At 72.6% G+C, this 11,836-nt stretch carries 14 protein-coding genes; 7 read left to right on the top strand and 7 right to left on the bottom strand.

From position 1 onward, the window contains the following. The coding region (locus ACGFMK_RS46900; RefSeq protein WP_392777882.1) for an ESX secretion-associated protein EspG at nt 1–474 on the bottom strand (474 nt) is incomplete at its 3' end. Between the two features lie 48 nt (nt 475–522). Between ACGFMK_RS46900 and ACGFMK_RS46895 the strand changes: the two genes are divergently transcribed. After that, nucleotides 523–1,308, top strand: coding sequence for a helix-turn-helix transcriptional regulator (locus ACGFMK_RS46895; RefSeq protein ID WP_392777879.1), 786 nt, complete (start codon nt 523–525; stop codon nt 1,306–1,308). A 4-nt stretch (nt 1,309–1,312) separates the two neighbouring features. Here the strand turns inward: ACGFMK_RS46895 and ACGFMK_RS46890 are convergent, their stop codons facing one another. The 5 genes from ACGFMK_RS46890 to ACGFMK_RS46870 form a co-directional block, all read right to left on the bottom strand. Then, nucleotides 1,313–1,864 carry a hypothetical protein gene (locus ACGFMK_RS46890; protein WP_392777877.1) on the bottom strand — a complete coding sequence of 184 codons (552 nt, stop codon included), beginning with the start codon at nt 1,862–1,864 and terminating at the stop codon, nt 1,313–1,315. Further along, on the bottom strand, nt 1,861–2,553 hold the full coding sequence (locus ACGFMK_RS46885) for a hypothetical protein (protein WP_392777874.1): 693 nt from the start codon (nt 2,551–2,553) through the stop codon (nt 1,861–1,863). Before ACGFMK_RS46885 ends, ACGFMK_RS46890 begins: the two co-directional genes overlap by 4 nt. A 740-nt stretch (nt 2,554–3,293) precedes the next feature. Then, entirely contained in the window at nt 3,294–3,686 is a 393-nt protein-coding gene (locus tag ACGFMK_RS46880) for a hypothetical protein (protein WP_392777871.1), read from the bottom strand. Next, complete coding sequence (locus tag ACGFMK_RS46875) at nt 3,683–4,861, bottom strand: PPE domain-containing protein (RefSeq protein WP_392777868.1); 1,179 nt, start codon at nt 4,859–4,861, stop codon at nt 3,683–3,685. The genes ACGFMK_RS46880 and ACGFMK_RS46875 overlap by 4 nt, the downstream gene beginning before the upstream one ends. After that, complete coding sequence (locus ACGFMK_RS46870) at nt 4,854–5,327, bottom strand: hypothetical protein (protein WP_392777865.1); 474 nt, start codon at nt 5,325–5,327, stop codon at nt 4,854–4,856. Before ACGFMK_RS46870 ends, ACGFMK_RS46875 begins: the two co-directional genes overlap by 8 nt. A 126-nt stretch (nt 5,328–5,453) precedes the next feature. On the opposite strand from ACGFMK_RS46870, the gene ACGFMK_RS46865 reads away from it, so the two are divergent. Further along, a complete protein-coding gene (locus tag ACGFMK_RS46865; protein ID WP_392777862.1) occupies nt 5,454–5,600 on the top strand; it encodes a hypothetical protein in 147 nt (48 codons plus the stop codon). 1 nt (nt 5,601) lies between these two features. On the opposite strand, the gene ACGFMK_RS46860 is transcribed toward ACGFMK_RS46865, so the two are convergent. Beyond that, nucleotides 5,602–6,978, bottom strand: coding sequence for an APC family permease (locus ACGFMK_RS46860; RefSeq protein WP_392777859.1), 1,377 nt, complete (start codon nt 6,976–6,978; stop codon nt 5,602–5,604). A gap of 171 nt (nt 6,979–7,149) precedes the next feature. Here ACGFMK_RS46860 and ACGFMK_RS46855 point away from each other — a divergent pair, with 171 nt between their 5' ends. From ACGFMK_RS46855 to ACGFMK_RS46835, 5 genes are all read left to right on the top strand, one after another. Then, the gene (locus tag ACGFMK_RS46855; protein ID WP_392777858.1) at nt 7,150–7,644 is read left to right on the top strand and encodes an Lrp/AsnC family transcriptional regulator; all 495 of its coding nucleotides are present in this window, start codon (nt 7,150–7,152) and stop codon (nt 7,642–7,644) included. Between the two features lie 117 nt (nt 7,645–7,761). Continuing rightward, nucleotides 7,762–9,138: an aspartate aminotransferase family protein gene (locus ACGFMK_RS46850; protein ID WP_392777855.1), complete on the top strand. Its 1,377-nt coding sequence runs from the start codon at nt 7,762–7,764 to the stop codon at nt 9,136–9,138. 166 nt (nt 9,139–9,304) lie between these two features. After that, nucleotides 9,305–10,519, top strand: coding sequence for a cytochrome P450 (locus tag ACGFMK_RS46845; protein ID WP_392777852.1), 1,215 nt, complete (start codon nt 9,305–9,307; stop codon nt 10,517–10,519). Between the two features lie 45 nt (nt 10,520–10,564). Further along, complete coding sequence (locus ACGFMK_RS46840; RefSeq protein ID WP_323331035.1) at nt 10,565–10,966, top strand: hypothetical protein; 402 nt, start codon at nt 10,565–10,567, stop codon at nt 10,964–10,966. Between the two features lie 2 nt (nt 10,967–10,968). Continuing rightward, complete coding sequence (locus ACGFMK_RS46835) at nt 10,969–11,604, top strand: LuxR C-terminal-related transcriptional regulator (RefSeq protein ID WP_392777848.1); 636 nt, start codon at nt 10,969–10,971, stop codon at nt 11,602–11,604. Nucleotides 11,605–11,836 lie beyond the last annotated feature (232 nt).

The following is an 11,836-nucleotide window of genomic DNA, read 5'->3' as shown; positions in this document are numbered from 1 at the left end:
CATCGCCGCCGAGTAGGCCTCGCGCGGCAGCCGCAGCTGGTCACCCGGGCCCGGGGGCTGCGTGCCGAGCATGCGCGTCACCGCGGGCACGAGGTCGGTGGCACGCAGCGGCTCCAGCACCAGGTCCCGCTCGTCGAGCACCGCCAGCACCCCGGCCGGGCCCTGGACGGCGGCGAGCATCCGCCACGGCGCCTCGCCGAGCACCAGCGCGTCCACGCTCAGCGCGGGCGCCCCCAGCAGCACGAACAGGTCCGCCAGCGCCGGATCGACGTCGTCGCCGTCCGTCAAGCCGGCCTCGGTGAGCCCGGCGAAGACGCGCACGCCCAGGTCGTCGCGCTCGGCGTGGGTGGCGCCGCGCGCCGGCACGTCGAACGGGTACGGCGGCGGCCCGCCCGGCCCCAGGTCCTCCCAGAGGAGATCGAATTCCAGATGCGACAGGATCACTCCCGACGCCGTCGCGGTGCGCCGCGCCATGGTCCCCCTTCCCGTGGGATGCGGCCGCCGTCGGGCACGATGGTGCCGATGGCCGAGCCGCACTCAGCAGAGATACCCGCGACCGGGTACCTCGTCGTCCGTGCTTCCGGTGCCGCCGCCGCTCGCGCGGCCATCCTCGGCGGCCCGGCCGCACCCGAGAGCGTCCAGCTGCTGCTGCGCTGCCCGGTCCCGCGCGCCGTCGCCGAATCCGGCGCCAAGCTGACGTTCGCCGACGCGACCCTGCACCTGCAGCCGTCCGGTGTCGTGATGCTGACCGTCGCGGCGGCGAAGCTGTCGATCTCCTTCGCCGAGCTGCGGCCGCTGATGTTCCGGCCGGTCGAGGTGGACGCGCCGCTGCGCTCGCTGTTCGCCGGCGCGGTCGCGCACGTCCTGGCCGCCGGGCCGCGGCTGGACCCGCACGGCCTGGCCCACCACCTGCTCGGCCTCGCCGAATTGGTGCTGCGAAGCGCGTTGCGCGTCGAGCTGGACCGCGTCGACGCGCTCGCGGCGCGAAGGCGGGAAGCGCTCGAGTACATGCGGGCCCACCTGGGCGAACAGTCACTGAGTGCGGACAAGATCGCCGAAGCGCTGTACATCTCGCGACGGCGGCTGTACCAGCTGTTCGACGACGGCCAAGGCGTCTCGGAACGGCTGAAGGGGCTGCGGATCGAGCGGGCCAAGACCCTGCTGACCGACCCGGCGAAGGCGGGCCGCGGCATCGCGGAGGTCGCGCGCGACTGCGGGTTCGTCAGCGCGCCGCACTTCTCGCGCACGTTCCGCAACGCGACCGGCCGGACGCCGCGCGAGTTCCGGGAGCAGGCTCTGCGAGGGTGACGCATCACCGCCTCGCCGCCGCACGGGGTTCCGCGGGCGTCAGGTCGACGCCCGCGACCAGCGTCCCGGCCAGTCCCGCGACCTCCAGCCAGCCCCGGCCGCCGGGGGAGTGCAGGGTGAACACCGCCGCGCGCGGGCGGTCGGGGTCGAGCACGACGGCTTGCAGCTGCGCACCCGACAGGCCGATCCGCTCGACGATCACCACCGGGTAGCCGCGGCCGGTCCGCGCGCTGCTGACGTCGCGGATGCCCGGCGTCTGGTCGGCGACGAAGTGGCCGAGGTCCGCGGCGGCCGTCTCGTCGAGCGGGCCGTCGACCGGGACGACCCCGGCGATGAGCAGCGCCGGGTCGGCGTCGCGGTGCTCGACCAGCGCGAGCAGGCCGGCCCGCTGTTCGTGGGCGATCTCGGCGGACTGCACGGCGGCCGCTTCCAGCCCGAGGTCGCGAGCGGCGTCGGGGCCGCGCAGCCGCACCATGAGCGCGTGCAGCTCGGCGGTCGTGCGCTCGACCGAGGCCAGGCTCACCGGGCTGATCCCCGGCACGGCGGGCAGTTTCACCGGCCACCCAGAGCCGCGCTGAACGCGCCGACGGCGCCGACGGGTGGGGTGACCGGCGCGACGGGGGTCCGCGCGACGGTCACGCCGAGGTCGCGCCCGGCTCGGGAGAAGGTGTCGAGATGTGTGGCCAGGCTTCGGAAATCGGGCGCGGTGGGGAGTGGGGCGCCGTCGCCGAGGGCCCTCAGCCGGTCGGCGACGCGGGCCGCCTCGGTGGTGTGGGTACGTTCGAGGTCGCGGGCTTGGTCCAGGAGGCGGTCGAGTTCTCGTCGTGCCATCGCGAGACGGTTGCGAGCCGCGGTCAGTTCTCCTTCTGTGCCAGGGGAAAACTGGACCGTCGTTTCGGCGCGTTCGACGTCGTCCTGGGCGTCGACGACCGCGCGCCGGGCGGTGAGGGCCTGGTTGTCGAGGTCCTCGGCCTGGCGGTGGTGCGCGGCGAGGACGCCGGCCCAGTCGTCGAGCACGGCGGCGGCTTCGCGGAGTGCTTCGGGCACGGCGGCGAGGCCGGCGCGGGTGCGTCCGGCTCGGTCGGCCAGGGCTTGCGCGGAGGGGCCGGCCCATTCGGGGATCTCGCCGGGGGTGGGTGCGTCGCCGAGCTTGGCGGCGGCCGCGACACAGCCGCGCGCCGCCTCGGCGACGGCGTCCGCGCTGCCGGGGACGGGGTCGAAGCCGAGACCCCGGAACTCAGCCATGGGCCCGGCCGCTTCGGCTGGGGTGGTGGGTGTCGTGGAGGTCGGGCCGCGCGGTGGCCGGGTCGAGGGTGCGGCTCCGGGGCTCAGCCATGGGTTCGGCTGGGGTGGTGGGTGTTGTGGAGGTGGTGGGTCGGGTTGCGGTGGCTGGGGTGAACTCGCGATCTCGGGGTTCAGCCATGGGTTTGGCCGGTTTGGCGGGGGTGGTGGGTGTTGTGGAGGTGGTGGGCCGGGTTGCGGTGGGCGGGGCTAACTCGCGACTGCGGGGTTCAGCCATGGGTTTGGCCGGTTCGGCGGGGGTGGTGGGTGTTGTGGAGGTGGTGGGCCGGGTTGCGGTGGCTGGGGTGAACTCGCGACTGCGGGGTTCAGCCATGGGTTTGGCCGGCGAGGGTTCGGCTGAGGTGGTGGGTGTTGTGGAGGTGGTGGGCCGGATTGCGGTGGCTGGGGTGAACTCGCGATCTCGGGGTTCAGCCATGGGTTTGGCCGGTTCGGTCGGGGGTTCGGTTGAGGTGGTGGGTGTGGTGGAGGTGGTGGGCCGGGTCGCGGTGGGCGGGGCTAACTCGCGATCTCGGGGTTCAGCCATCGGCTCGGCCGGTTCGATCGGTGGGGCGGCTGGGCGGGTCTCGGCCTGTGGCGTGGTCGGGTCGAACTCGCGACCCTGGAACCCGATCATCGGCCGGGCGGGTTCGGTGGGGGCGGGGGTCGGCCTGTGTGGTGGCCGGGTTGGGGCTGCGGCCTGGAACTCAGCCATCGACCCGGCCGGATTCGTCGGTCACGGCCGAGCCGAGTAGGCCGGGGTCGACGGGCCGGGACGACGGCGTCGGAGTCAGGCCGAGGTCGTCCGGTGCGGCGATGCGGCTGAGTGCCTCCGCCGCGCTCGTGTCCGAACCGCCGTAGGCCTTCGCGGCCGTGCGGACGCTGTCCGCTGCTGCCGCGTAGTCCGTCTGCACGGCTCGTATCCTTCCGGACCATTCGCCGGTCAGTGACGTGAGTGCTGCCGCCACCGCCGGCGGGCCCAGGTCGCCGGTTGTGGTCGATTCCACGTCGGCCGAGGCGGCCGCGAAGTCGTCGGCTGTCTCCTCCAGGCGGCGGGCCAGGGCGTCGAGGGCGGCCGGGTCGGCGTGGAAGCCCGTCATTCGCCGAACACCGGGGGATAGGCCGGGGGCAGGTCGTCCAGGAGGTCGTAGCCGTCGGCGTACTTGTCGCGGTGCTCGGTGTCCTCCTCGCCTCGCGCGCCGCCCTGGGTGCCCGGTGGGTACATGCCGTAGCCGCCCGCCGCGCCGCGGGTTCCGGTCGTGCCGGGGCCGAAGCCGGACGTCCCGGTGCCGAAGCGGCCCGCGCCCGTTCCCGCGCCCTCGCCGAGCGCTCCGGTGCCGCTGCCCGGCATTCCCGGGACGCCCGCGAAGCCGGTGACGGAGCCGCCCGCGCCGATCACCCCGTCGGCCCCGGGCAAACCGGACAGGCCAGGCAGGCCGGAGAAGCCGGACAGGCCAGCCCCCGACCCGGTGAGCGTGCCCGGCAGCACGCCCGCGGTCGTCGTCGAATCGCCGGGCGAGGAGCCAGGCCCGGGCGACGGCGAGGGAGAGGGTGACGGCGCGGGAGACGGCGTGGGCGAAGGCGGCACGCGCGGCACCACCGGGTCCCCGTCGACGACGCTCACCGGCGGCGCCACGTCGAACGCGGGCGGGAGCCGGTGGCGCACGTCGTGGCTCGCGCCTTCGTACTGCTCCATCACCCGGACGGCTTCGGCCTTGGCGTCGTCGGCCTGCTTCTTCGTCGGGAGCTTGTCGTCGAGCAGCTCGTCCAGCATGTACGTGCCTTCGGGCCCGTCCAGCCGCTTGACCGCGTAGCCCTCCTTGAACCACCGCTCGGCCCAGTAGTGCACCGGTTCCGGCATCTTCTTCTGGGCCTCGCCGATCGCCGCGGTGTAGGTGTCCAGGCCGTCGCCGATGTAGCGGGCGTTCTCGCCCGCCGTCGTCGCCCAGCCCGTCAGCCGCTGCACCGAATCCGCGGCCTGCGCGGCCGACGGCCCCCGCCACGACAGCAGCAGCTTCTGCACCACGGCGTGGACGTCGTCGGTGGAGTTGCCGACGCCCTGGGCGAGCTCGGCCCAGCGGTACGCCTGCTCACCGAGCTTCCGCGGCTCGGCCGACTGCACCATGTCCCACAGCTCGCGGTGGTCGTAGCTGTCCCAGTTGATCCGGCCGAACGTGTCCTCGCGGTTGTTGACGGCCTTCTCACGACGGACGCGCCGGGCCTTCGCCTTCTCGCGCTTCGTCGGCTCGTGGTGTGTGGAGTGGAACTCAGGCATCCTGCGCCCCCGCGAGCGTCTCGGCGGCCTGTTCGTCGTTGCGCCGGTGGGTCGCGGCGACGGTGTCGAGCGCCTGCCGCAACGAGGCCAGCTCGGTCAGGTAGGACTGCAGCGCCGTCTGGACGCCGCCGGCCTCGGCGCCGCCGCGCAGGCCGAACGACGCGCGCATCCAGTGCGAGACGGGACCCTTGCCGTCGGCCAGCGGGGTGCCCAGGTCGCGGGCGCTGTCGAGGTAGCGGGCGACCTCCTGGTACCGGTCGTCGAGGGCCTTCTGCGCGGCGGCGATCTCGGCGTAGTCCAGCGCGAGCACGTCGCCGCCGTCGGCCACGAGCGCGGCCGAGCCGCCACCCGTCGGCCGGTCGACGCCGGAGGCCTTCTCCCGGGTTCCGTGCTCCTCGTGCTTGTCCCGCTGGTGCTCCGCGCGCAGCTGCCGCCGCGCGTCGGCCTCGTCGCGCACTGTCGCCATGGAGGTCCTTCCCTCGCCACCCAGGCGTCCATCTTGACCAATGCCCGGCACGGAGACCAGCGGGACCCCCACCGCTGCACAGGTGGACACGAACACTGCACGCACCGGATAGGGCAGGATGTCCGAATGATCCCAAGCCGCCTCCTGACCGCCCCCGTCACCGTGGACACCGGCAGCCTCCCGGGCTGGATCTGGGCGGTGGTCGCCGTCATCGGCCTGCTGGCCGTGATCGTCGTCGGCATCCGGTTCCTGCGCGGCGGCCCGAAGCGGTGACCTACTCCTGCGGCACCGTCACGACCCACCGCCCGGGACGCCGCCGCAGGTAGCCCCACCAGTACAGCGCCGACACGAGCAGCACGCCGGCCGTGATGCCCAGGTCGACGGCGCTCTGTTCGACCAGGATGTAGAGCAGCGCGGCGACGGCGAGCGCGGGCACGACCGGCCACGCCGGCATCCGCCAGACGTGCGGCTTCCGGTGCGCGGCCCGGCGGGCGCCGAGCGCGGCGGCCGCGACGCTGAGGTAGAGCGCGACGACGGCGACCCCGGTCACGCCGTTCAGCGTGTCCACCGGCACGAAGCACAGGACGGCCTCGGACAGCCCGGTCACCAGCGTCGCCACCCACGGCGAGCCGTAGCGGCGCCCGACCACGCTCATCGTGCGGTTGACCGGTTCCGGCCACGCCCGGTCGCGGGCCGAGGAGAACAGCACCCGCGAGTTCTGGATGACCATGACGATCACGGCGTTGACGATCGCCGCCGCGATGCAGAGGCTGATCGCTGCGCCGACGGCGGTGTTGCTCCAGCCGACGACCAGCGCGGTCAGGTCGAGCCCGGCGAGCGAGGCGGCGTCAGGCACGGCGAGCGTGATCGCGACGACCGGCACCAGGATGACGAGCGCGCTGATGCCGAGCGTCCAGAACACCGTCCGCGCGACGGTTTTGCGCGGCTCGCGCATCTCCTCGGCGAGGTAGACGGCGGTGCTGAAGCCCTGCACGACGAACAGCGCGACGGCGAGCCCGGCGATCACCGCGATCAGCCCGATCGCGCCACCGCCGCCGAGCGTCGGCTTGACCAGCACGGCCGGGCTCTGTGAGGTGTGCGTGAAGGCGAGCAGCGATACGACGAAGACCGCCACCAGTTCGATGACCAGGAAGATCCCGGTGATCCAGGCGTTGGAGCGCAGGTTGAGCAGGCCCATCACGGTCGCGGCGAGCATCACGGCCGCGCCGGCCACCGACGGGTTGATGTCGACGACCGCGGCGAGGTAGTCCGAGACGCCGATGGCGATGATCGGCGGCACGACGAGGATGACGACGAACGACAGCATGAACGTCATCCAGCCGGCGAACCGGTTCGCGACCGTGGTGACCATCGCGTATTCGCCGCCGGCGCTGGGAACCAGCGTGCCCAGCTCGGAATAGCAGAAGGCGACGCCGACGCAGAGCAGCACCGCGAGGGTGATCGTGAGCGCGGTGCCGGTGCCGAGATCGCCGAACAGCGGCGGCACGAGGACGAACAGGGAGGACGCCGGCGTCACGCAGCTGAGCGTGAGCAGGGTGCCGCCGCCGACACCGATGGAGCGGGTCAGGGTGCGGGGTCCGGCGGGTGCGGTGGCCGTGGCGGCCTCGGGCGGGGCTGGGGTGCGGGGCATGGGCGTTCCCTCCGGCCGGGGCAAGGTGCGACGGATGGAACAGCACGTGATTCGGTGTTGTCAACGCCACAAAGACGACTAAATCCGTTGTCAGCGGGCCTCATGGCCTTCGTATTCAGTGACCTTCCGTGATCGAGTTGCCGCGTTTGCCTGCGGTCGCCCGCGTCAGGGATGATCCCGGGCGTGAGCAGCCAGGACATCCCCAGCCGGCCGGCGCCGCCGGTGCTCGACGACATCTCGCGGCAGATCATCGCGCAACTGCAGGAGGACGGCCGGCGCGCGTACGCGACGATCGGCAAGGCCGTCGGCCTGTCCGAGGCCGCGGTGCGCCAGCGGGTGCAGCGGCTGTCGGACTCCGGCGTCATCCAGATCGTCGCCGTCTCGGATCCCTTGCAGGTCGGGCTGTTCCGGCAGGCGATGGTCGCTATCACCGTAGACGGTCCGCTCGAGGAGGTCGGCGACGCACTGGCCGAAATGGACGAAATCGCCTACGTGATCCTCTGTGCCGGGCGTTACGACGTGCTCTGTGAGGCGGTCTGCGCCGACGACGAGGCGCTGCTCGAGCTGATCTCCACCCGGATCCGCGCGCTGCCGGGCGTCCGGCACGCGGAGGCGATGGTCTACCTCAAGCTGCGGAAGCAGACCTATCAGTGGGGCACTCGCTGACCGTGACGACTAAATCCGAAGCAGTGATCGGCAACTCAGCCATGAATTAGTTGTTAACGATTGTTTCGGCGACTGGATCGCTTGCGTAACGTCGACGGCGCGTGCGATAACCAAGCCATGACCACAACCGCCGACGCCGCGGCGCTCGCCCAGTCCGCCCGCAGCAACCTCTGGATGCACTTCACCCGCCACTCCGCCTTCGACGAGACCGACGTCCCGGTGATCGTGCGCGGCGAGGGCCCCTACATCTGGGACGCCCGCGGGAAGCGCTACCTCGACGGGCTGGCCGGCCTGTTCGCGGTCCAGGTCGGCCACGGCCGGGAGGAGCTCGCCGAGGCCGCCGCGCGTCAGACGAAGCAGCTCGCGTACTTCCCGCTCTGGGGTCACGCGCACCCGGCGGCGATCGAACTGGCCGAGCGGCTGGCCGCCGCGTCACCCGGTGACCTCAACCGCGTGTTCTTCACGGTGAGCGGCGGCGAGTCGGTCGAGACGGCCTGGAAGCTCGCCAAGCAGTACTTCAAGCTCGTCGGGAAACCCACGAAGCACAAGGTGATCAGCCGCGCGCTGGCCTACCACGGCACCTCGCAGGGCGCGCTGTCGATCACCGGCATCCCCGGCGCGAAGGCCGACTTCGAGCCGCTGGTGCCGAGCACGATGCGCGTGCCCAACACGAACTTCTACCGCGCCACCGAGCACGCCGACGACTACGCCGCCTACGGCCGCTGGGCCGCCGACCAGATCGAGCAGGCCATCGAGTTCGAGGGTGCGGACACCGTCGCCGCGGTGTTCCTCGAGCCGGTGCAGAACACTGGCGGCTGCTTCGTCCCGCCTCCCGGCTACTTCGAGCGCGTGCGCGAGATCTGCGACAAGCACGACGTGCTCCTGGTGTCGGACGAGGTGATCTGCGCGTTCGGCCGGGTCGGGTACGACTTCGCCGCCAAGCGCTACGGCTACCAGCCGGACATCATCACCACCGCGAAGGGCCTGACGTCCGGGTACGCGCCGCTGGGCGCGGTGCTCGCGAGCGAGCGGCTGATGGACCCGTTCACCCGTGGCGCCACGACGTTCATGCACGGCTCGACCTACGGCGGGCACCCGGTGTCCTGCGCGGTGGCGCTGGCCAACCTCGACCTGATGGAGCGCGAGGACCTCTACGGCCACGTGCTGGCCAACGAGTCCGCGTTCCGGTCCACTTTGGACAAGCTCACCGAGCTGCCGATCGTCGGCGACGTCCGCGGCGCGGGCTTCTTCTACGGCATCGAGCTGGTCAAGGACAAGGCGACCAAGGAGACCTTCAGCGCGGCCGAATCCGAGCGTGTGCTGCGCGGGTTCCTGTCCGACGCGTTGTTCGAGGCCGGGCTGTACTGCCGCGCCGACGACCGCGCCGAGCCGGTCGTGCAGCTGTCGCCGCCGCTGATCTGCGACCGGCGCCAGTTCGACGAGATGGAGCAGATCCTGCGCGAAACGCTGACCCAGGCCTGGAAGCTGCTGTAGGCGCCGCCGGAAAAGTCGTGTTCGTGCGAGCCGGTTAGCCCGGACGGGCACGGAATCGGGCCGCCGGCCGCCTGTCTGGGTACCGTGGACCGCGGGGGACCGGGGGAGCGGCCGGCACCGGCCCGTCCGTTCCGTGCCGTCGGCCGCGCCACCGGGAGGATCCTCGATGACCGCGACCACGGACACCCCGCGCCTGCCGTTCGCGCGGCCGAACGTCCTGGAGATCGCCCCGCTCTACGACGTGCTGCGGCGCCAGGGGCCGGTGGTGCGGGTGACCACGCCGGTGGGGGACCCGGCGTGGCTGGTCACCGGGTTCGACCAGGTGCGGGCCGTGCTGTCGGACCCGCGGTTCGGCCGGTCGCACCCGGCGCCGGAAGAGGCGTCCTCGCTGTCGGACGCGGCGATCCTCAGCCGGCCGCAGGGTGACCACGACACCGAGCACGCCGAGCACGCCCGGATGCGGAAGATGCTGGTCCCGTCGTTCTCCGCCAACCGGATGCGGCGGCTGGCCGGGCACGTCCAGGAGCTGGCCGACGGCTGCTTCGACGCGATGGACCGGGCCCACGCCGAAAACCCGGGGCAGCCGGTCGACCTGCACGAAGTCCTCTCGTTCCCGCTGCCCGTGCTGGTGATCTGCGAGCTGCTCGGCGTCCCGTACGAGGACCGCGACACCTTCCGGGTGCTCTCGGACCGGATGGGTCGCACGGACATCGGGACCGGCGCCGACGCCGCGCTCGACGAGTTCGCCGGGTACATGGGACGGCTCGCCGCGGCGAAGCGGCGGAATCCCGCCCAGGACGTCGTGTCGGACATGGTCCGGGCCCAGGTCGGCGACCCGTCGTTCAGCGACGACGACCTCGCCCGGCTCGCCGCCGGCCTGCTGTTCGCCGGCCACGAGACGACGTCCAACCGGATCGACCTCGGCGTGTTGTTCCTGCTCACCGACCTCGCGCGGCGCGACGCGCTGGTCGCCGACCCCGAGGGCCGCGTTCACGGCGTGGTCGAGGAGATCCTCCGGATGTCGGCGCCGGGTGGCCTCGGCATCCTGCGGTACGCCCACGACGACGTCGACCTCGGCGGCGTGGCGATCGCCCGCGGCGACGCCATGGTCCTGTCGCTCGGGGCCGCCAACCGCGACGAGTCGGTGTTCCCCGACGCCGCGACGTTCGACCCGGACCGCAAGCCGAACGGGCACGTCGCCTTCGCCTACGGCGGCTGGTTCTGCATCGGCGCCAGCCTCGCCCGCACCGAGCTGCGGGTGGTGTTCGGCTCGCTGTTCCGCCGGTTCCCCGGCCTGCGGCTGGCCGTCGGGGTCGAGGAACTCGAGGTCCGGGTGAATCGGGTCACCGGGGGAGTGGACCGCGTGCCGGTCCTCTGGTAGACCGAAGCGGCTTCGACGCCGTTATCACCGGAAAGACAGGGCAGCATGGCGCTGTGGGACACGCTCGCGATGGACGACAAGCTCGTCAAGGTGCTGAAGGAGATTCCGCCGGGCCCGGACGCCGGGGACTTCGGACCCGCCTACGTGACGATCCACCAGCTCGCGGTGGAGCTCGACCAGCGGTTCCCGGAGGTGCGCCGCCAGCTCGACGTGCCCCTGGGCGGCGGCGCGAGCCGGCACAACGGGCTCGTCGAGCTGCTCGGCAAGGAGCTGGTCGACAAGATCAAGCGTTACGGTGACGTGTACCCGATCGAAGCCGCGCAGCTGTCGTCCGTGCGGTTCCGCGAGCTGCGGCTCAGGGGCCCCGGCGGACGCGACCTGGTCGGCGCGTCACGCACCGACCTGCCGCTGATCCGCCTGCGGCCCAAAGACAAGCCCGAGGACTGAGCATGCTCCCACCGCCGCCGGTCCGGGTCCTGGTGGCCGAGCGCGACGCCGGCGTGCGGGACCGCCTGAGCGGGATCCTCGGCGAGGCGGACGGCATCGAGGTGGTCGGCTCGGTCGGCGACGCGACCGCGACCCGCGCCACGCTCCGGCGCCGGCTGCCCGACGTGGTGCTGCTGGACCCGCGCCTGGCGCCGCTGGATCCGGTCTCCCGGCGCCCGGCGGTGGTCGTGCTGGCCACGTTCGATTCCGAGGCGGGCATCCTGCGGGCGTTGCGGGACGGTGCGGCGGGGTTCCTGCTGCGGTCGGCCCGCCGCAACGAGCTGATCAAGGTGGTCCGGCTGGCCGCCGACGGGCACGTGGTGCTCTCCCCGGACGCCTCCCGCCGTTTGGTCTCGGCGGCGACGCGCCTGTCCGGCCCTCGCGACGAGCGCCTGGCCCGGGTGGACCTGCTGTCCGAGCGCGAGCGGGAGGTGCTGGTCGGCATCGGCTCCGCCCTGACGAACGTCGAGATCGCGACGCGCCTCGAGCTGCCGGGACCGGTGGTGCGGGCCCTCGTCGCGCAGGTCGTGCGGAAGCTCGGCTGCGCGCACCGGACCGAGGCCGGCCTGCTGGCGATCGAACGCGGCCTCTGCCGTTGAAAGGCGTTCATGAGGGGCACCTTCATGGCGTTAAAAGCCATGAAGGTGCCCCTCATGGGCTTCGTCAGAACCCGCCGAGGCCGTTCGGGACGCCGACGCCCGTGGGGGCGTCGTAACCCGGGCCGGCCACGCACAGGTAGTCGCCGCCGCACTTCGCGCCGCCGCCCACGGAGTCGTTGTTACCCCCCCTGACGGCGGTGGAAATCGCCCCCCCCCCGGACAGATAACCCCG

It is taken from the genome of Amycolatopsis sp. NPDC049252 (assembly GCF_043197175.1).
Taxonomy (GTDB): Bacteria; Actinomycetota; Actinomycetes; order Mycobacteriales; family Pseudonocardiaceae; genus Amycolatopsis.
Note: the sequence above shows the minus strand (reverse complement) of the source record. Positions and strands in the feature narration are given on the sequence as shown.